This is a genomic window from Paraburkholderia sp. Ac-20340, assembly GCF_017104965.1.
In the GTDB taxonomy this organism is placed as follows: domain Bacteria; phylum Pseudomonadota; class Gammaproteobacteria; order Burkholderiales; family Burkholderiaceae; genus Paraburkholderia.
Genome location: NZ_JAAGPR010000048.1, coordinates 24123 through 44233, shown reverse-complemented (window position 1 = coordinate 44233; position 20111 = coordinate 24123). Strand labels below are relative to the sequence as shown.

The 20111-nt window shown below is 64.7% G+C and carries 18 protein-coding genes; 8 read left to right on the top strand and 10 right to left on the bottom strand.

The annotated features are described in order from the left end of the window. Positions 1-51: 51 nt before the first annotated feature. Together G3N59_RS34215 and G3N59_RS34210 are read left to right on the top strand one after the other, a co-directional pair. On the top strand, positions 52-1305 hold the full coding sequence (locus G3N59_RS34215; protein ID WP_205987260.1) for an SDR family oxidoreductase: 1254 nt from the start codon (positions 52-54) through the stop codon (positions 1303-1305). After that, on the top strand, positions 1302-1772 hold the full coding sequence (locus G3N59_RS34210) for a DUF2269 domain-containing protein (RefSeq protein WP_205987259.1): 471 nt from the start codon (positions 1302-1304) through the stop codon (positions 1770-1772). The genes G3N59_RS34215 and G3N59_RS34210 overlap by 4 nt, the downstream gene beginning before the upstream one ends. 21 nt (positions 1773-1793) lie before the next feature. On the opposite strand, the gene G3N59_RS34205 is transcribed toward G3N59_RS34210, so the two are convergent. From G3N59_RS34205 to G3N59_RS34185, 5 genes are read right to left on the bottom strand one after another with little or no spacing between them, the layout of a single operon-like run. Then, complete coding sequence (locus G3N59_RS34205; RefSeq protein WP_205987258.1) at positions 1794-2606, bottom strand: ATP-binding cassette domain-containing protein; 813 nt, start codon at positions 2604-2606, stop codon at positions 1794-1796. Positions 2607-2635: 29 nt separating this feature from the next. Then, positions 2636-3772 carry an iron ABC transporter permease gene (locus tag G3N59_RS34200; RefSeq protein ID WP_205987257.1) on the bottom strand — a complete coding sequence of 379 codons (1137 nt, stop codon included), beginning with the start codon at positions 3770-3772 and terminating at the stop codon, positions 2636-2638. A gap of 29 nt (positions 3773-3801) precedes the next feature. Next, positions 3802-4734: an ABC transporter substrate-binding protein gene (locus G3N59_RS34195; RefSeq protein ID WP_205987256.1), complete on the bottom strand. Its 933-nt coding sequence runs from the start codon at positions 4732-4734 to the stop codon at positions 3802-3804. After that, positions 4731-5846, bottom strand: coding sequence for a ChuX/HutX family heme-like substrate-binding protein (locus G3N59_RS34190; RefSeq protein WP_205987255.1), 1116 nt, complete (start codon positions 5844-5846; stop codon positions 4731-4733). Before G3N59_RS34190 ends, G3N59_RS34195 begins: the two co-directional genes overlap by 4 nt. Positions 5847-5901: 55 nt before the next feature. Next, positions 5902-8262 carry a TonB-dependent hemoglobin/transferrin/lactoferrin family receptor gene (locus tag G3N59_RS34185; protein WP_205987254.1) on the bottom strand — a complete coding sequence of 787 codons (2361 nt, stop codon included), beginning with the start codon at positions 8260-8262 and terminating at the stop codon, positions 5902-5904. A gap of 391 nt (positions 8263-8653) precedes the next feature. On the opposite strand from G3N59_RS34185, the gene G3N59_RS34180 reads away from it, so the two are divergent. Further along, positions 8654-9268 carry a TetR/AcrR family transcriptional regulator gene (locus G3N59_RS34180; RefSeq protein ID WP_205987253.1) on the top strand — a complete coding sequence of 205 codons (615 nt, stop codon included), beginning with the start codon at positions 8654-8656 and terminating at the stop codon, positions 9266-9268. Here G3N59_RS34180 and G3N59_RS34175 read toward each other — a convergent pair. Beyond that, positions 9259-10458 (bottom strand): MFS transporter, encoded by a 1200-nt coding sequence (locus tag G3N59_RS34175; protein ID WP_205987252.1) that lies wholly within the window; start codon positions 10456-10458, stop codon positions 9259-9261. The two genes, G3N59_RS34180 and G3N59_RS34175, sit on opposite strands and share 10 nt — an antisense overlap. Before the next feature lie 97 nt (positions 10459-10555). On the opposite strand from G3N59_RS34175, the gene G3N59_RS34170 reads away from it, so the two are divergent. Together G3N59_RS34170 and G3N59_RS34165 are read left to right on the top strand one after the other, a co-directional pair. After that, the gene (locus G3N59_RS34170; RefSeq protein WP_205987251.1) at positions 10556-11485 is read left to right on the top strand and encodes a LysR substrate-binding domain-containing protein; all 930 of its coding nucleotides are present in this window, start codon (positions 10556-10558) and stop codon (positions 11483-11485) included. A 9-nt stretch (positions 11486-11494) separates the two neighbouring features. Further along, positions 11495-12346 (top strand): helix-turn-helix transcriptional regulator, encoded by an 852-nt coding sequence (locus G3N59_RS34165; protein WP_205987250.1) that lies wholly within the window; start codon positions 11495-11497, stop codon positions 12344-12346. 10 nt (positions 12347-12356) lie between these two features. Here the strand turns inward: G3N59_RS34165 and G3N59_RS34160 are convergent, their stop codons facing one another. From G3N59_RS34160 to eat, 4 genes are all read right to left on the bottom strand, one after another. Continuing rightward, positions 12357-13427 (bottom strand): helix-turn-helix domain-containing protein, encoded by a 1071-nt coding sequence (locus tag G3N59_RS34160; protein ID WP_205987249.1) that lies wholly within the window; start codon positions 13425-13427, stop codon positions 12357-12359. Positions 13428-13742: 315 nt separating this feature from the next. Next, positions 13743-14552 carry an ethanolamine ammonia-lyase subunit EutC gene (eutC, locus tag G3N59_RS34155; protein WP_205987248.1) on the bottom strand — a complete coding sequence of 270 codons (810 nt, stop codon included), beginning with the start codon at positions 14550-14552 and terminating at the stop codon, positions 13743-13745. After that, complete coding sequence (locus G3N59_RS34150) at positions 14549-15958, bottom strand: ethanolamine ammonia-lyase subunit EutB (protein ID WP_205987247.1); 1410 nt, start codon at positions 15956-15958, stop codon at positions 14549-14551. Before G3N59_RS34150 ends, eutC begins: the two co-directional genes overlap by 4 nt. A gap of 47 nt (positions 15959-16005) precedes the next feature. Further along, complete coding sequence (gene eat, locus G3N59_RS34145) at positions 16006-17427, bottom strand: ethanolamine permease (RefSeq protein ID WP_205987246.1); 1422 nt, start codon at positions 17425-17427, stop codon at positions 16006-16008. A gap of 373 nt (positions 17428-17800) precedes the next feature. Between eat and G3N59_RS34140 the strand changes: the two genes are divergently transcribed. The 3 genes from G3N59_RS34140 (at position 17801) to G3N59_RS34130 (ending at position 20108) form a co-directional block, all read left to right on the top strand. Further along, positions 17801-18085 carry a BrnT family toxin gene (locus G3N59_RS34140; RefSeq protein ID WP_205987245.1) on the top strand — a complete coding sequence of 95 codons (285 nt, stop codon included), beginning with the start codon at positions 17801-17803 and terminating at the stop codon, positions 18083-18085. Beyond that, positions 18082-18591 (top strand): BrnA antitoxin family protein, encoded by a 510-nt coding sequence (locus tag G3N59_RS34135; protein WP_205987244.1) that lies wholly within the window; start codon positions 18082-18084, stop codon positions 18589-18591. Before G3N59_RS34140 ends, G3N59_RS34135 begins: the two co-directional genes overlap by 4 nt. Before the next feature lie 86 nt (positions 18592-18677). Beyond that, positions 18678-20108 carry a TolC family protein gene (locus tag G3N59_RS34130; RefSeq protein ID WP_241024745.1) on the top strand — a complete coding sequence of 477 codons (1431 nt, stop codon included), beginning with the start codon at positions 18678-18680 and terminating at the stop codon, positions 20106-20108. Positions 20109-20111: the final 3 nt, after the last annotated feature.

Below are 20111 nucleotides of genomic sequence, written 5' to 3'. Positions count from 1 at the left end.
ATACAGAAATAACAGTAACAATAGCCAAAACAGACAAAGGGAGAATCGCTGATGAAAATCCTCGTTTGCGGCGCACACGGTTTTGTCGGCGGAACGCTATGCGCATGGCTGGAACGCGAAGGCCATCGTGTTGTGAAAGGCGTGCGTCGCGCTACTCAGCCCAATGAGATGCAGATGGATTTCGCCACCGGTCTCGACCCTGCAACGTTGCGCACGCAACTTGAAGGCATCGACGCCGTGATCAATTCCGTCGGTATTCTGCTGGAAACGCGCACCCAGACGTTCGACGCCATCCATACGCGCAGCCCGATCGCATTGTTCGACGCGTGCGCGCAGGCTGGCGTCAAGCGTGTCGTGCAGATATCGGCATTAGGCGCGCAGACGGGCGAAACGCGCTATTTCGCCAGCAAATGCGCCGCGGACCGTCATCTGCAAAGCCTGCCGATCGAGTGGCAGATCGTGCGGCCCGCGCTGGTGTATGGGCCGAACGGTGCGTCGTCGCGCTTCTTTCGCGCGCTCGCGAGCCTGCCTTTGCACGTGCTTCCGGCAGGCGGTCATCAATTGCTGCGCCACATTCACGCCGACGATCTCGCGCAAGTCGTGATCCGTCTGCTCGAAGCCGATACCCCGGCGCGTCAGACGCTCGATATTGTCGGTGGCGAGGAAGTCGAATATCGCGAGATGCTGGCGATTTTTCGGCAATCGCTTGGATTCGCGCCCGCGTCGCGCATTGCCATGCCTGGCGTCTTGATTGGCACCGCCGCTGTTCTTTGCGATCGCATCCCCGGCGCAATGCTGACGCGCGACACGTGGCGCATGCTGCAGTCCGGCAGCACCGCCGACGTTGCCGATACCACGCGCGTACTGGGGCGCGCGCCACTCGGCTTGAGCCAGTTCATCACGCACGACGCGTTGGCCTTGCGTCGCGAAGCGCTGGAAACCTGGCGATCCTTATTATTTAGATTCGCGTTGGCGGTGACGTGGATCTGGAGCGCGATCGTGAGCGCGTGGCTTCATCCGCAGGCGCAAAGTCTCGCACTGCTCGCACGTGTTCATCTGCATGGGACGATCGCGCTGGCCGCGCTTTATTCGGCGTCCGCGCTCGATTTTGGCTTCGGCGTGGCCACGTTGCTACGCCCTGGGCGACGGCTATGGCTCGCGCAGATCGCGCTGATCGTCGTGTATTCCGCGATCATCGCCATCGCGTTGCCCGAACTGCTCACCGACCCATTCGGCCCAATCCTCAAGAACCTGCCGATCCTCACGCTTCTATTCGTCCTCTTCAGCGAGGACTCGCGATCATGAACGTCTATCTTGTCGTCAAGACCTTGCACATCCTCTCGTCCGTGCTGCTCGTGGGCACGGGTTTCGGCACCGCGTTCTATCTCTACTTCGCCAATCGCACGCGCTCGGTGCCCGTGATTGCCGCAGTGGCGCGACTGGTGGTGCGCGCGGACTGGTGGTTCACCACGCCCGCCGTGCTGTTCCAGCCTGCAAGCGGCGTCTGGCTCGCACACGCTGCGGGCTGGCCGTGGCGTAGTCCGTGGCTGCTGGCGGCGATGGCGCTTTATCTGCTCGCAGGCGCGTGCTGGTTACCGGTGGTGTGGCTGCAATTGCGTCTGGCCGAACTCGCGCAGGCAGCGCATGAATCCCACGCCACGGTATTGCCCGCGCGTTACTGGCAATACGCGAAGACGTGGGAATGGCTCGGCTATCCGGCTTTCGTCGCGATGCTGCTGGTCTACTTCCTGATGGTGTTCAAGCCCAGTTGAGCTTGCTTGATTACGCCGGTTTCATGCGGGAAAGATGCTTGCCACGCTGGTTTCATCGGCGCCCGCAATCTGCATCGGCGCGCCATAGCAGCGCTCCAGCAGATCGGTACGCATGACTTCGCGCGGCGGCCCGTCGGCGATCACGCGGCCATTGCCGATCAGCACGAGCCGATCCGCGTGACGCGCCGCGAGATTGCAGTCGTGCGCAATCGCCAGCGCGCCGATATTCCATGCGCGCGTGAGCCTTCTCGCGGTGGCGAAAAGCCGGTGCTGCTGCACCAGATCGAGCGCCGCCGTGGGTTCGTCCATCAGCAGATAGCGCGGCGGCAGGCGGTGGCTATCGAGCGTCCACAATTGGGCCAGCGCCCGCGCAAACTGCACGCGCGCGAATTCGCCGCCCGAGAGCGTGGTGATGTCGCGATGCGCCAGCGGCGCCACGCCCGCGAGCGCCAGCATGTCGTGCACCAGTACATCGACGGAAAACGGCATCGCTGCGCCGTCGATATGCGCGTAGCGCCCCAGTTGCACGACTTCGCTCACGGACACCGCAAAGCTGTTGGGCACGCTCTGCGCCAGCACGGCGCGCAATTGCGCGAGACGCTGAGGCGCGATGCGGCCCACGTCTTCGCCATTGAGTGTGAGCGTGCCGCCGCTCTCGCGGTCTGGAAAACCCTGCAGCGTAAAGTCGCCCGCGAGCGCCTTGAGCAAGGTACTTTTACCGACACCGTTCTGCCCGAGCACGACGACAAACTCTCCGGGCGCAACGCTCAGCGAGAAGTCGTCGAAGAGCGGCCTTCCGCGGTAACCGATGCGCAGATTCTGAATCGAAAGCATGATTTATTTCGCCAGGTTTTTTAACGCGCTCATCCGCCGAAATGCCGCCGGCTACGCAGAATCAGGACGATAAAGAATGGCGCACCGAGCAGCGCAGTGAGCACGCCCAACGGGATTTCGGCGGGCGCAACCAGCGTGCGCGCGGCGAGATCGGCAGCCACGGTCAGGAGCGCGCCCAGCAGCATCGCGCCGGGCAAAACCACACGCTGATCCGGACCGCACAGCAGGCGAACGCAATGCGGGGCCACCAGGCCGATAAAGCCGATCTGCCCCGTGCTCGACACCAGCGCGCCCACGGTCAATGCGCTCGCCAATAGTATGGAGTGCTTGACACGTTTGACTGGCACGCCCAGATAGTGCGCCTCCAGTTCGCCAAGCTGCATGGCGTTGAGCGCGCGCGTATGCGCTGCCATCGTCACGATACCGACGATCACGAACGGGGCGATCGCGCTCAACGTCGACCACTTTGCATCGGCGAGACTGCCCAGGCTCCAGAACGTGAGCGAGCGCAGTTGCGCATCGCTGGCCACGTAGGAGAGCGCGCCGATCACCGCGCCTGCAAGCGCATTGGCCGCCACGCCCGCGAGCAATAAAATCGGCAAGACCACACGGCCGTTCGACGAAGCGATGCGGTACACGCCCAGCGTGACGCCCAGCGCGCCCACGAAGGCCGCGATCGCCGTGAGCTGGCTCGAGCCCGGCGCGATGCCGCCTGCGAATACAGCGGGCCAGAATGCGCCCAGATGCGGCAGCAGCGCCGCACCAAACACGATCAGCAGCGATGCGCCCAGCGCCGCGCCGCTCGATACGCCGATCAAACCGGGGTCGGCGAGCGGATTGCGCAGCAACGCCTGCAATGCGCTACCGGCAGCACCGAACCCGGCGCCCACCAGCAGCGCCATCGCCACGCGCGGCAGACGCAGTTCGAGCAGCACGAGCGCGGACCGGTCGGCCTGCGCGCCCGCGTGCAGATCGCCGCTCATGAATGCCTGCCAGAGCGCCGCCGGCGAGATGGGATACGCGCCCATGCACACGGCCGCGAGCACGGTCGCTGCGAGCAGCGCGCCAAGGCCCGCGAACACCAGCGGCGCACGCGAACGCGGGCCGCGCGCAACGGGAGACGCGGCCGCCGTGGGCCGCGCGAGTCGAAGAGTTTGCCTGGTCATGATGAAGCGATCAGCGTCCGTCCATGCCGTCACGCTTGCGCGAGACTGCGGTTGAGCGCGCTCACCGCCTCGGGCAGGCGCGGGCCGAAACCGAGCAGGAACAGCGCGTCGAGCGAGACCACGCGTGCCGTGCGCCCCGCGGGTGTGAGCGCGAAACCTGCTGCATCGAGCAGACGTTGTTTGCTGCCAGCGGCTTGAAGCGCGTCGTCGGTGGTGAGCACGATGTCCGGCTGAGCGGCCACGAGCGCCTCGGGCGTGAGCGCGCGATAGCCGGAAAAACCCTGCATCGCGTTGCGCGCGCCGGCGTAGGCGAGCATGGCGTCGGCGGCGGTGTGCTGCCCCGCCACCATCGACTGATTGCCGGCGGGGCTCATCAGAAACAGCACGCGCGGCGGCGGGTTTTTCGCGCTCTTCTGTGCTTCGGCCACGCGTGCCGAAGTCTCGCTCCACGCACGGTCGAAACGCGCGAGCAAGGTTTGCCCCGCGTTATCGGCATCGAGCGCACGCGCCACGCCGATGATTTTCTCGCGCACCGATGCCACATCGTGACCTTCGCCGAAACTCACGACCTTCACGCCCGTCTCCGCGACGCGTTGCAGCACCGTTGGCGGTCCCGCTTCGGCCGAGGCGAGAATCAAGGTCGGCTGCAGCGAAAGCAGACCTTCCGCCGATAGCGCGCGCTGATAACCGACCTTGGGCAGCGCCTGCGCTTGCTGCGGCCAGGTGCAGGTCGTATCGGCGCCCACAAGCGTATTGGCGCGGCCGAGCGCATAAACGATCTCGCCCAGCGCGCCGCCGATCACGACCACGCGCGAGGCATTCGCGCTGTTAGCGGCTTGACGGGTTTCCTTTTCGGTTGCCCGCGCCAGTCCCCCGAAACCCGCGCCCGAGGCCGCGAGCAGCAGACCGCCCGTGCCCATCAGCAGGCGTCGGCGTGTCACATCGAAACGATCGTCGCTCATGCGTTGACTCCTTCATTTGCAGATTCGGGACGCTCGATACGCGCGAGCCGCTGCACCACCGCGCGCCAGTCTTCGCGTTCCGGCTGGCCAGGCTTACGCGCGCCAAACAGCATGGCGATGTTTTCGCCCGCTGCATCGAACAGTTCGACCGACGTGACGATGCCGTCGCTGGTCGGCTTGCGCACGACCCATGCGTGCGCAACCAGATTCGTGCGCAGATGCAGGTTGAAATCCGCGTCGAGTACATTGAGCCACGGTCCCATCGTGCGGATCGTCTGCACCGGGCCCGTGTGAATCTGGATCATGCCGGGATTGCCGACGAACACCATGATGGGCAGTTGCGTGCCAGCCGCGTCGTTGAGCAAGGCGTCGATCGCATCGAGCGCGATCGGCTCTGCGTAGGCTTTATCGGCAAGACGCAGCGCCTGCAAACGCGCCACGCCGAATTTACGCAGGACATCGAAGAATTCGTGCGTATCGTTCATTGCGCTCCACGCCGCACGGAAACCGGCCACGTCGATCTGCGCATCGTCGCGTTGCGGCGCGCGCGGCTGTGCGGCTTCAACGCTCAGCCCCGCTTCCTGCGAAGGTGCGGCATACTGCGCGACCAGTGCGTCGAAGGCTGCATGATCGCTGGCATCGCGCAGATACACCTTGGTGATCGCCACGCCCTGCGCGTCGAAGAACTGCAGGCTCTTGCGCACGCCATCGTCATGGACTTCGCGCACTGCAAACGCCGACGCCCATTTCGCGTAGAAAATCCGCAGATCGATGGCCGGCCCCACCGTCAATCCGACCGGCCCGGTGCGGCTCATTGTGCCGAAAGTGCCGGTTTTCTCGTGCACGACGGCGTCATTGCGCGTGAGCACCATGACCTCGCCGAGCAGCGGCATCTGCTCGAACAGCGCGGCGAATTGATCGGCGTTTTGCGCGCCCAGCCGCACCACATGTTCGCCGACGAAAGCCGCCAGCGCTTCGCCTTCGCTCACGCCCAGTTCCGCCGCCGCTTCGCGATGGCGCAGCTTGCGCGCGGTGCGAAGCTCGGTAAAGGCCTCGCGCAGCAGTGCCAGCGCAGCGGAATTCGCATCGGCTAGTTGAGAGGTTTGCGTCATATCGGTCCTGCCTGTTGCATGAATTGAATATCGTCGAGCGTTCGATTGGCGCGCATCAGAAGTCGATCTTCATCGCCACGTTGAAGTTGCGGCCCGGCGCCGTGTACGCGTCGATCTTCGCCGCGCCGTCGCTGTCCGCGAGTCCGCGCACGTCGTTCCAGATCCAGTATTTGCGGTCGAATACGTTGTCGATGCCGGCCGTCACGCTCACGTGGCGCGTGATGTTGTAGCCCGCGTGCAGGTCGAGGATCGTGTACGACGGCGTCGAGTAGTACGACGAGGTAGACATCGTCGACTTGCTCTTGCGCGAGTTGTAGGTGAGGTCGGCGCTCGCGAACCAGCGCTCGGTGGGCGCGTATTTCACGCCCAGCACCACCGCAAGCGGCGGCACCGTGTCGAGGCCCGACGTCACGCCGTCCTTGGTTTCCGTGCCGTGAATCCAGGCAAAGCCGCCCTTCACTTCGAGGCTGTCGTTCACGTACCAGTCGGCCTTGCCTTCCAGGCCCTGAATCGAGGCCTTCGAGTAATTCACGTACTGCACCGTGTACGGATTGGTCGCCGACGTCATGCTGCCGCCAATCACCTTGGTGTCGATAAAGTTGCTATAGCGGCCCGCGAAAGCCGCGGCGCTGTAGTTCACCTGACCGTGGCCCACGCCCAGCTTGCCGCGCAGACCCACTTCGACAGAGTTGCTGGTTTCGGGCTTCAGATTCGGATTGCCGACCTGCTGGTAATAGAGACCGTACGAGCCCGCGGGGTTATAGAAGCTGTTGACCTGGTAAGCCGACGGCGCGCGGAAGCCATGCGCGTACTGCACGTACGGCACGAACGCAGGCGAGACTTCGTAAAGCACCGCAATGCGCGGCGAAATGGCGTTGCCGGTGGATGTGGTGGTCGGCTGCGTCGACGCTGCGGACATCGACTCATAAGTCGCGTCCGGGTGCGGCGTCATGTTGTACCAGTCGAAGCGCAGGCCGGGCACGATGCTCAGCTTGTTCCAGCGGATCTGGTCCTGCACGAAGGCGCCGAAGTTCGTTTGCGTGGTTTTCGGGAACGCTTCCGGGTAGCCGGACGACGCCGTTGTCCACTCCGTTCCCGCCGAGCTTGAGGTGCTGTAGTGCGAGACGCTGGCATCGAAGCCGTAAGTCAGCTTGTGTTCCAGGAAGCCGGTCGCGAATGCGCTATCGGCCACGACGCTGCCGCCCAGAATGTTGTCGCCGTAGTCGTTGGTGCGCGAACGCGATGAGGTCGCGCCACTCGAATTCACGCCGCCGATATCGAGCGTTTGCCGCGTCGACGCATTCCGGTAGTACAACGAAGCATGTAGCTGCTGGAAATAAGGATTGGTGGCGTCGTTATGATCGTAATCGAGTTGAACGCGGTTGCTGTTCACGTCGTTGCCGGTCACATAGCGGTTCGCCGTGTAGCCGCTCCACGTATAGGCACCGCCGAGTTGCGACAGTCCATCGCTTGAATTCGCGTTATTCAGTGTTTCGGCAGTTATTTTCAGCGTGTCGCGCGGCGTCAGTTTGAAAACCAGCTTGCCGAGCGCGCTGCGATTGTTGTACGTGAGCGGGTCCGCTTCCGAACGCGTCGAGCCCAGCGTGTTGCTGTCGCCCTTGTTGTCGGTTTCATGGCCGTGACGACCGGAAAGCGCAATCATGCCCTGCACCACGTCGCCGCCGAATGCTGCCGTGGCCGTCGAGCCCCAGCTTCGGTCGGTCGAATCGTAGCCGGCCTTCAGCGAGAAGTAAGTCGGCTTGTTGTAGATCGAGAGCAGATCGCTCGGGTCCTTGGTCACGAAATTGACCGCGCCCGTGAGACCGTCGCTGCCGTACAGCGCCGAGGTCGGGCCGCGCAGCACTTCGATGCGCTGATAAAGATCCGTATTCAGATAATCGCCGCGCCCAGCCGAGCCCGAGCCGAACGCGTACGACTGCGGCAGCGGCACGCCGTCTTCGAGCAGCAGCACCTGGTTGCCTTCGAGACCGCGGATATTGATGCCTTCGTTGCCCGCGCGCCCCGACGACCCCGTGATGCCCGACGGACGATACGCCGAATGACGCACTTCCACGCCCGGCTCGTACTTGAGCGCGTCCTTGACGTCCCTGGCGTTGTTTTCGTCGATATCGTCGCTGGTGATGACCGAGACCGTGGCCGCCGTGCGATTCGGGTCCGCCGTGCCGCCGCGCGTGGCCGTGACCGAAACGGCCTTGAGCGCCTGCTCGCGGCGCAGCGCGTCGGCGCGCAGGGGCTTCGTGGCGTCGTCGTTCGCTGCGGCGGTTTGCGCGACGACGGCGCTGGCAGCCGCGCTGGTGGCGGCATCGGCGGCGAATGCATGGCTGGCGTACAGCGCGCAGGCTTCGGCGATCAACGCCGGCAACACGCGCCGCACCAGTCTCTGTTTGAAGTGCATCTGATCTACCCCGTGGTCTGAATTCTGAGCTGCTGGTCTTCTTACGATTCGAAAGCGGGCTCGATCATAGCCTGGATGAAAATAATTCTCATTTAGTTTTTTACAAAATTGTCAGCATTGGGCGATGCGGGCAGGCGGCGTGCGCGCTTGAGTGCTCGGCATCGGCGTGGGAAAAATCCATCTGGATCAGTGGCTTGCGCCGTCTTTCGCGGATCGAACGAAAGGCTTTTGCATACATTCACGGATGAATGTTTTGTACCCGGCAATCGTTGGAAAACCCTTGTATGCGTAATGGTTATCTGACGGGTTTTCGCGAAAAATGTCCGCTTGAGGCACCGGATTGCGGCTTTCGGGGCCTTTCGGCGCCCAGGCAAACCAGTAAAATCGCGTCATGGATTCGACCGCTACCCCACAACGCCTGACCGACCGCAAACGCGCCGCCATTCTCGAAGCGGCCATCGAGGAATTTCTCGCGGCCGGTTATGACGCAACCAGCATGGACCGCATCGCCGCCCGCGCGAGCGTCTCCAAGCGCACGGTCTACAACCACTTCCCGAGCAAGGAAGCGCTGTTCGCCGCCATCATGATGCGTCTGTGGGACGCCAGCGAAACCGGCGAGCCGCCTGCCTACCGCGCCGCCGAACCGTTGCGCCCGCAACTGCTTGCGCAACTCCGGCGCAAGCTGCGCCTGATGGCCGATGAGTCATTTCTGGCGCTCGCGCGCGTGGCGATCGCCGCCGGAATTCACTCGCCCGAGCGCGCCCGCGATATGGTCGCGCGCATGGGCGAGCGCGAAGAGGACATGACGGTGTGGATTCGCGCAGCCGCCGCCGACGGCCGCCTGCGCACCGACGATCCGCTATTCGCCGCGCAGGAATTGCAGGGGATGGTGAAGGGTTTTGCGTTCTGGCCGCAGGTGACGATGGGCCAGCCGCCGCTGGACGAAGCGGCTCAGGCGCGTGTCGCCGAAGCCGCCGCCGATATGTTCCTCGCGCGCTACGCGTGAGCGCCCGCCGTATCTGAGGCGCGCTTGAGCGCCTGGGCGCGCTCGCGCCAGAACCGCCACGCGAGCCAGCCCGCCAGCGCCTGCGCGACGATCACGAAGCCCACGCAGCCGCTCCAGCCCCACGCACGCCACGCCGGCACGGGCAGCACCGAACCCAGGCTGCCGCCCAGGTAATAGAACGAGAGATACAAGCCGATGGCCGTGGCCCGCGCCGCCCCGGCGCTCTGCGAAATGAACGCATTGGCGGCGGCCTGTTCGACGAACACGGCGGTCGATCCCAGCGCGAGCCCGACGAGGATCGGCACGAGTCCGTGCGCGAGCGTGAGCAATGCGCCCGCCAGCCCGAGCCACATCGCCCAGAGCGCCAGATCGCGCGGCGAACGCTTGCGCGCGATGCGTCCCGCGAGCGGCGTCACCACCATCGCCAGCAGAAAGACCGCATAAATCGCGCCGATCTGCGCCGTGCCGAAGTTGTACGGCGCTTGCGCGAGGCGCAGCCCGGCGAACGTGAAAGTCGCCACTTGCGAAGCCAGCACGCAGGCGCCAAATCCGAACGCCGCGAGCAAATACGGCTGCATCAGCAGTTGCAGACGCGACGGCAGCCGCCGATCCGCCGCCCGCGCTTCAACGCGTACGCGCGGCATGGCGGGCAGGCAGGCGAAGAGCCCCACGCCGGCCACGAGGCTCAGCATCGCCACCACGTCGAGCGCGTGCCGCCAGCCCAACGCCGCCACGCACGCGTTCGTCACGAAACGCCCCGCGAAACCGCCGAGCGTCGTGCCCGCCACGAACAGCGCACTGACCTCCGCCGTCTCTTCGCGCGAAAAACACTCGCCGATCATCGAAACCGAAATCGCGAAGATAAACGGCATCAGCAAGCCCACCGCGAAGCGCGCGGCCAGGAACGAGGCGAAACCACCCGCCTGCGCGGCCCACAAAGCCGGCAGCGCCGACGCCACCGCCGCGCCCGCGATCACCGTGCGGCGCGCGAACGGCTCGGCCAGCGCCCCCACGAATGGCGCGATAATGGCGACGGCCAGCGTAGTGGCGCTGACGCCCTGCCCCGCGCGCTCGGCGCTCACGCCAAACGCCGCCGCAAGTTCGCGCAGAATGCCCTGCGTGGCGTAGAGATTGAAAAAGGCCGCGCAGCCGCACAAGAAGAACGCCGCGCGCAAAGGCTTGCCAGACATGAAGGATTTCCGTGACGATAGCGTCCTGCCAGTCTGCCGGGCGCACGCGCGGCGGGCCAATACCGAATTTGTCGCCATTGATACCGGAACGCTCCGCATGCTCGACCTGCGCCGCCTGCGCTATTTCGTGACCGTCGCCGACGAACTGCACTTCGGCCGCGCCGCCGAGCGTCTGCATATTGCGCAGCCGCCGCTCACGCGCCAGATTTCCGCGCTCGAAACGGAACTGGGGATACGTCTGTTCGAGCGCTCGACGCGCGCCGTCACGCTCACGCCCGAAGGCGCGCAGTTTCTCGATCACGCGCGTCAGGTGCTCGATGCGGCACTGAGCGCGCAAACGTCCGCGCAACGGCTCGCGAGCGGCGAGGCCGGACGGCTGGCGATCGGCTACACGAGTTCGATTCCGATGTCGCGCGTATTCAGTGAAATCGTGCGCGATTTCGGCAGACGCGCGCCCGAGGTGGCGCTGAGTTTTCGCGAAGTGGGCAGCGCCGATCATCATCGGCAGATTGCGGCGGGCGTGCTCGATATTGCGTTTGGCTGGGCGGCGGCAGAGCCCGCACCGCCGGAAATTGCGCAGCACGTCGTTGCGAGCGAGCCGCTGGTTGCCGCCGTGCCTTCGGGCAGCGCCTATGCGGCGTGCGAATCGATCGATTTCGCGGCGCTCGCGCACGAAGCGTTCATCACCTATCCGCCGGGGCACGGCTGGGCGCTCAATGCCGCGCTCAATCGTCTGTGCGCGCAGGCGGGCATCACGCCGCGCCCGGGCCCCACCGCTACGCAGGTCGCCACGCTGGTGGCGCTGGTCGCTGCAGAACGCGGCGTGGCGATCGTGCCGGCATCGGTGGCGGCGTTGCAGATGCCCGGCGTGCGCTACGTGCCGCTCGCGGGCGAAGCGCCGCTCGAACAAACGCTGCTCTGGCGCGCGCACAACGCCTCGAACTGCGCGCTGCGCTTTGTCGAACTCGCGCGCGAGAGCGTACACAAAAGCGTGCACAAAAGCGCCCTCGCGGCGCCATCGTCATAAAGCCGCGCCATGCCCACCACGCCCAAAATCCGCCAGCACGCCGCGCCCAGGCGCAACGTACAGCATCTGCGCCAGCCGCCTTTCATCGACACGCTGCCGGTGCCCGTGTATTTCCGCACCGAGCACATGCCTTCGCATGCGAGCTATCCGTCGATGTGCCATCCGTGGGGCGAATTCGTCTATTCGTTCAGCGGCATCACCGAAGTCACGACGCGTGAAGACTACTTTCTCGCGCCGCCGCATATGGCCTTATGGATCGCGCCCGGCACGGAGCATGTGGGTTTCAACCACGCGGAAACCGTGCACTGTTCGGTCTATATCAACCGCGAACTTTGCACCGCGCTGCCCGATGCCACCTGCGCGATGATGGTGTCGCCGCTGGTGCGGGCGATGCTCGAACATCTGCGCGCGTTGCCGCCCGAAGGCCACGATGGCCAGGAATCGCCCGCGCGTGCGCGTCTGTTGCGCGCGCTGGTCGATCAACTCGGCACCTGCGCGACGACGGGCAGTTATCTGCCGCACGCGGACGACCCCGAACTCGACGCCGTGCTCAAGGTCTTCCACGACAATCCCGCCGATAACCGCCCGATCGCCGATCTCGCCGCTGCATTTCATATGAGCGAGCGCACGCTGATGCGCCACGCGCAGCGTGAACTGGGCATGTCGTTGACGGAATGGCGCGCGCGTTTGCGGCTGGTGAGCGCGCTGCCGCTGCTGCAGGCGGGACGCAGCGTGGAATCGGTCGCGCTCGATCTGGGTTACGCGACTTCGTCGGCGTTTATCGCGATGTTTCGCCGGCTCACAGGGACGAGTCCTGGCAAGTTCATCGCCAGGCCGGCCAATAATCAGTCATCCGAATAAAACGGAAACGCTACGACGCGCGCAGCGCTTCGGACGGACGCATGCCGAACATGCGCCGATAATCCGTCGCGAACTGGCTCAGATGCCAGAAGCCCCACGCCGCCGCCACATCCTGCACGGAACCTGCCGCGCGGCCGCATAGATCGCGCCGCGCGCCGTTCAGGCGCAGCGCGCGCAGATACGTCGCGGGCGCCATGCCCAGCACATCCTGGAAGCAGTACTGCAAGGTGCGGCGGCTCACGTGCAACTGCTCGCAAAGCTCCGGCACACCGACCGGACGCGAGCGATGCGCGAGCACATAATCGCGCGCCTGCGCGACGATCCAGCGGCGGCGCGACGGTTGATCGGCATGCGTCTGGGGGTGGTCATCGGCGTGCTCGTCTTCCTGTGTCGTGCAGGCGTCGAACAGCGCCGCGAGCAGTTCCGCCTGCACGTCGTCGCGTTCGATATCGCTCAGCACCGCGTTGCCGTCTTCAGGATCGCCCAGGCGCTGCGCGAGCATGCCGCAAAGCTGGGCGAGACGCGCGGCTCCCGCGCGCACGGTGGGCGCAGGCGGCAGGCGGGCGTCGAGCGGCACACGCTCCACGGTTTCGGCGTAGCGGCGCAGCACGTCGCCGCGCACCACCACGCCGTAGATCGAGAATTGCGCGGGTGTCAGCAGTTCGAATTCGACGTTGCCGGGACGCACGGCAATGGCGTGCTCGCCGAAGGGCTGCGAATCGATGCGCGCCTGCTCGTCGCGCGCGGCCGGAATGCCGAACCAGTACGCGTCGCCACGCACCTCGCACGCCTGACGCAGCGTGTGGCTCGTGGTCTCGCAGAAAATCTTCATGGTGTCGAGCGGGATTTCCGTGAGCGTACCCACGAAGCGGCCCGCCGCGAGCTGGTCGTAAGTCTGCCGCCAGCCGACCAGATTGCGCGCCTGCTCGTCCGCGTCGTGGGCCACGCTGACGATGGCGCGTCCGGCGGGCACATCGGTGCCCTGCGCGTTCAGGCGTGTGTCTTCGGCGGTGAGCGCCGCGGGTGCTGCGGGTGTTGCGGGTACTGAGGTGGAAGCAATGCGCGTGGCCGCTTGATTCATGGGTGACTCCTTGCGCATGAATTTTGTCGAAACGATCGGCTTTCGATGCAAAACTCGCGCCAGTTCAGCCAGACCCGCATTGGCGGTGGGTTTCGATTGCCTTTGTGCGTATCGCCTGTGCAGTCGTGGAGCAGTATTGCGCCACAACGGCACAGGCGGGCGCGGGTTGCCCGAGTGTTGCTGACTGTTGCTCACTGTTGCCGACCATTGCCGCTGTTCGACTACGACGCATCGTGGCGCGAAATATCGTATCCATCGTGCATTTCGCCCCAAAAAAGTGCGCGCCGATGGCGTAGATAGCGCCAACCGATCTGATCAAGCAGTTTCGATCCGCTCGACGGACTGGGCTTCGGGCAACAGTGCGTCGCTATCGTCTTTCAGACCGACGCCGGTGAGCTGAAGCCGTCTGGCGTGCGTGAGCAGGTAATGCAGCTTGTGCGCCGCCGCCTCGTACGGCAAACCTTCGGGGCGCACGTTCGAGATGCAATTGCGCAGCGCGTCGTGGCAGCCCACCTTCGGCGCCCACGTGAGATACACGCCAAGACTATCCGGCGAACTCAGACCCGGCCGCTCGCCGATCAACATCGCGACGAGCTTCGCGCCCAGCAATTCGCCGATTTCGTCGCCGAGCGCCACGCGCGCCTGGCTCGCCACCACCACGGGCCCGATGCGCCAGGCGGGCGAACTGGCACCCTCGGCGCCATCGTTCAAGCGCTTGCGCACCGCTTCGAGAAACGGCACGGCCTGCTTTGCCGCGGCAAAAGCCGAAAGCCCGTCGCCGACCACGAACACGATGTCAGGCCCCGGCTGTGCACGCGCTTTGCCGAGCGCCTCGCGGCTTTCATCGGCAAGCTTGCGCCCCAGATCCGGCCGACGCAGATAGTGCTGCCGGTCCGGCGCCGCACTCGCCGCCGCCAGCGTCGAAAACCCCGACGCCTCCAGTTGCGCACGCAACGCCTCGACATCGAGCGGCTGATGCACGGCGTCGCGCGCCTGCGCATGTGAGAGATTGAACGCCAGCAGGGGCGCGGTCGGCAGGCCATTGCCCGCGCGCCCCAGCGCGATACGTGCATTCGTGAAGGACTTCAGCCCGGCCCACGGGTTCTTTTCGACCGCATCGCTCATGCGCCCGCTCCTTGCGCGATGCCCATCCACTCATGCGCACCCGCCAGCAACGGCACGCGCGGCGAAGTTGGCAGCAGCGCGCCTTTCGCGTCGGCGATCTCCATCGTTTCCAGCCATTCCTCGAACTCGGGCGCGCGGCGCAGACCCAACAGATCGCGCACGTAGAGCGCGTCGTGAAACGAGGTGCTCTGGTAATTGAGCATCACGTCGTCGGCGCCGGGAATGCCCATGATGAAGTTGATGCCCGCCGCGCCCAGCAGCGTGAGCAGCGTGTCCATGTCGTCGGAATCGGCTTCGGCGTGATTGGTGTAGCAGATGTCGCAACCCATCGGCACGCCTAATAACTTGCCGCAGAAGTGATCCTCCAGACCGGCGCGAATGATCTGCTTGCCGTCGTAGAGATATTCCGGGCCGATAAAGCCCACCACCGTGTTGACGAGAAACGGATTGAAGCGCCGCGCGACCGCATAGGCGCGCACTTCGCAGGTCTGTTGATCGACGCCGAAATGCGCATTGGCGGACAACGCGCTGCCCTGCCCCGTCTCGAAGTACATGACGTTATTGCCGACCGTGCCGCGCTTGAGCGAGAGCGCCGCGTCATACGCTTCACCCAGCAGCGCGAGTGAAATGCCAAAGCTCGCGTTGGCTTTTTCGGTGCCCGCGATCGACTGGAACACCAGATCGACAGGCGCGCCTTTTTCAATCGCGGCGATGGTGTTGGTGACGTGCGTGAGCACGCACGATTGCGTGGGCACGCGATAACGCTCGCGAAAGCCATCGATCATCGCGAGCAGCTTGACGATGGCGGCCAGGCTATCGGTCGCGGGATTGATGCCGATCATCGCGTCGCCGCAGCCGTACATCAGGCCGTCGAGCATGGAAGCGGCAATGCCTTTCACGTCGTCGGTGGGATGGTTCGGCTGCAGACGCACGGACATGCGTCCCGGCAGCCCCACGGTATTGCGAAAGCGCGTGATCACCGGGCGCTTGCGCGCCACTGCGATCAGATCCTGGTTGCGCATGATCTTGGAGACTGCAGCCACCATTTCGGGCGTCAGACCCGGGCCGACACGTTCGAGTGCCGCGCTGTCCGCTTCCGGCGAGAGCAGCCAGTTGCGGAAATCGCCCACGGTGAGGTGCGAAACCGCCGCGAACGCCTGAGCGTCGTGTGTATCGACGATCAGGCGCGTGACTTCATCGCTTTCGTAGGGAATCAGCGCTTCGCTCAGGAAAGTCCTGAGCGGCACGTTGGCCAGCGCCATCTTCGCGGCGACGCGTTCTTCCTCGCTGGCCGCCGCCACGCCCGCGAGCTGGTCGCCGCTGCGCAGCGGACTCGCCTTTGCGAGCAGGGTCTTGAGGTCCGCGAAACGGTATGTACGCGGACCGATCGTCTCCGTATAGGCCATCGATTCAACTCCTGCGCTCTGGCATGGTGCAGAGGGTCATTGTGCGCTTATTCCTCGAGCAGCGCGCCCGGCGATTCCAGCGATTCCAGCTTTTGCGCGACATCCGAAGCCGCTTCGCGCTGCGCACGGGTGGCGAGGAAGTAAGCATAGCCGACGGCCAGAAAGCCCACGAAAATCACCGCGACCAGCGCGTTGAAGTACACCATCGTGCCGAGGCAAACCAGCGCGGCGAGCAGCGCGAAAGCCGGGAAGAACGGATACAGCGGCGCGCGGAACGGACGCGACAGCGCCGGTTGCGTGCGGCGCAGCTTGAACAGCGCGGCCATGCTGAGGATGTACATGACGATCGCGCCGAACACCGACATCGTGACGATATTCGCGGTGAGCGTCTGGCCGCCGAACTGGATCAGCTCGTCGCTATAGATCGCCGCGATGCCCACCACGCCGCCCGCGATAATCGCGCGATAAGGCGTCTTGAAGCGCGGATGCACCTTGGCCAGCCACGCCGGCAGATAGCCTTCGCGAGCCAGCGCGAAGATCTGGCGCGAGTAGCCCAGAATGATGCCGTGGAACGACGCGACCAGACCGAACAGGCCGAGCCACACGAGCATATGCATCCAGCCGCTATGTTCGCCGACGATGTATTTCATCGCTTGCGGCAGCGGGTCGTTGATGTTGGCGAGCTTGGTCCAGTCGCCCGCACCGCCCGCAAACACCATCACGCCCACGGCCAGCGCCACCAGCGTCAGAATGCCGGCCACATACGCGATGGGAATCGAGCGCTTCGGGTTCTTCGCCTCTTCGGCGGCCATGGCCACGCCTTCGATCGCGAGGAAGAACCAGATGGCGAACGGGATCGCGGCGAACATGCCGTGGAACGCGCCCATCGAGAAATGATCGGCACCGGACCAGCCGCCTTTCGTGAAGTGATCCCACGAAAAGCCCGGCGACACCACGCCCATGAAGACCAGCAACTCGAAGATCGCGAACAGCGTGACCACGAGTTCGAAGGTCGCGGCGATCTGCACGCCGACGATATTGAGCGCCATGAACACGAGGTACGCGCCCATGGCGGCGTGCTTCGGTTCGAGCCCCGGGAACTGCACGTGCAGATAAGCGCCGATCGCCAGCGCAATGGCCGGCGGCGCGAACACGAACTCGACCAGCGTGGCCGCACCGGCCAGATAACCGCCTGCCGGGCCGAAAGCGCGGCGCGCATACGCGAACGGGCCGCCTGCGTGCGGGATCGAGGTGGTGAGTTCGGTGAAACTGAAAATGAAGGTGGTGTACATGGCCGCCACGAACAGCGCCGTGACGACGAAGCCCAGTGTGCCGGCGCTCGCCCAGCCGTAGCTCCAGCCGAAATATTCGCCGGAAATCACGAGCCCGACGGCAATGCCCCACAGTTGCCAGGTGCCGAGCGTCTGCTGAAGCGCGGGCGCCGAATGGCCTTTCGACTCTGCGTGCATGGTGTTTTCTCCTCGATAAAGGTCCGCGCGGGCTCGGCGCGATGCGTTCGCCGGCGGCCCATGCGGGGATGGAGACCATGCTAGAGAGTCATTAATCGACGTGTTATCGAAAATCGGCAATTGGGGGTTATTACGGTTGCCCTACAAATAGCGGTTTGACGGCCGTTCAAACCTCTGCATTTTTGGCCGTTCGGCATATAGGGGCCGCCGCGCAGGCGCCCTATTCTTTTCGACGCCAGCCGGGCAAACCACCCGCGCCTCGCGAGAAAAAAACGCTTGCGGGCAACAGGCTGGCGCTCAAAAAAGCTCCACAACAGCAGACCGTTTCGCCAGGAAATCGGGCGCCTTGCGGTATGCATATCGTATGCATATAATGGCTCAGACAAACATCGTGTGGGACGCCAACAAGCGTCTCCAGAACATCAAGGATCACGACGTTGACTTCGTAGACATCGACGACACGTTCTTCATGGACTACGACGCGATAACCGTTCCAGATCGTCGTCACGACGAACCGCGCTGGGTTTCCATCGCGACCAATGGCTTTGGGGCGATTCTCTTCGTCTGCTATGCGTACGAAGAGAACGGCGACATTGCGTTGATCTCCGCGCGGCACGTGGACGCATCGGAACGAAAGGCATACCAGGAGAAGCGATGAGCGATACTTTCGATTTTTCTCAGGCAAAGCGCGGCCCGATTCTTGATCCGAAAGGTAAAACGCGCATCACCATCATGCTGGACGACGATGTCCTCCAGGCTTTCCGCGAGCGCGCGGCAAGCGAAGGCAAGGGCTATCAGACGCTGATCAACGAGGCGCTCAGGAAGTCGCTGAAAGCCGGGCAAGCCCCGGATATCGCCGGCGTGTTGAAGCAGATCTCCGAATTCCTCGTGGAAGAGAAAGCGCTTCGGCAAAAAGAGAACGCGGTGTTCGCCAACACGATTGCCGACGCCTCGGAGGCATTCGGCAGCGCGCTTTACGCCGCCGAACACACCTCGGGAAACCTCCAGCTCTCGCGACAGGAACTGGACGAGATGCGCCGCGCCGTATCGGTCACGAGCGTCATAAAGAAACTCGTCGAGGCGACACAACCTGCCGATGGGCTGAACGGAGTCGCTGCCTCGAAGCACGCCACGCCTTCATCGGCCCCTCGATCCGCCCCTTAAGCCAGACATAAGCGTTTACCCCGCAGAATGCTTCGCAATGCTGCCGACACTCCAGCGCAGCGTCCGCATTCATCGAGGAACGTACGTTGTCCTGCCCGTCGTCATTACGTCAAATACGTCAGTTACGCACGCGATTTCGCATCCTGCCGCTTGCCGCCGCGCTGCTGCTCGGCGGCTGTGCCGTCTATCACGCGCAGCCTTTGCCGTCAGGCGATTCGCTGCTCACGCGCGACGCCCTCGCGCGCGTGCAGATCGATCCCGCGAAGATGCCGCTGCCCGCGCTGCGCGCCCATCGCTTCGATCCCTCCAACGGTTTCGATATCGACGATGTCGCCATGCTGGCCGTCGTCAACAATCCCGATCTGCGCCTGGCGCGCGACGACCTCGGCATCGCGCAGGCGCAGGCGTTTTCCGCAGGACTGCTGCCCGATCCGCAAGTGGGCATTTCCAGCGACTATCCGGGCGCCGTCGGCCTCTCGCGCGCGTTCAGCTATGGCCTGAGCATGGACCTCATGGCGATCGTCACGCGCGGCGCCAACAAACGCTCCGCCGACGCCACCGTGCGCAAGACCGACCTGGGCCTGCTCTGGCAGGAATGGCAGGTGGTCGCGCAGGCGCGCCAGCTGTTCGTCAAGACGCGCTTCCAGGACGAGGCGCTGCCGCTGCTCGCCCAGCAGGCCGAACTGACGCAGCAGCGCTCCACGCGCATCGCGCACGCCGCCAGCGAGCACAACGTCACGGCCGACACCGCCACGGCCGCGCTCACCGCCGCGCAGGACGCGCGCAAGCAATACGTCGATATGCAGCGCGCACGCGAGCAGTCGCGCCACGATCTGAACGCGCTGCTGGGCATCGCGCCCGACGCCGATCTGCCACTGAGCGGCCCGGCACAGGTCGATCCCGTCGATGCCAACACGCTCGACGCCGCCGTCGCCGCGCTGCCCCAGCGCCGCCCCGATCTGATCGCGCTGCAGGCGGGCTACGAAGCGCAGGAGCAGAAATATCGCGCGGCTATCCTGAACCAGTTTCCGAGCCTTTCGGTGGGTTTCACGCGCCAGCGCGACACCTCGGAGATCTACACCAGCGGTTTCGCGATCAATCTCACGCTGCCGGTGTTCAACCGCAATCGCGGCAATATCGCCATCGAACAGGCCACGCGCCAGCGTCTCGCCGACGAATACCAGAACCGCCTCAACGCCGCTTACGCCGATATCGCCCATCTGCGCGCCGATAGCGCCATGGCCACGCACCAGCTCGCCGACGACGAAGCCGCGCTGCCCGAACTCGACCGCGCCGCGGCCCACGCTCGCGATGCCTACGCGGCGCACGACATCGCCATCGGCCAGTACGTCGATGCGCAAAGCGCCGCGCTCGCGCGCCGCGTGGATGCCGCAACCGCGCGCGAAGCGCTCGCGGAACAGCGCATCGCCCTGGAAGCGCTGCTGGGCAGCGCGATTCCCGCGCCCTACGGCGACGCCGCTGGCGCCATCGACAAGCACACCACCGCCACACGCTGATAC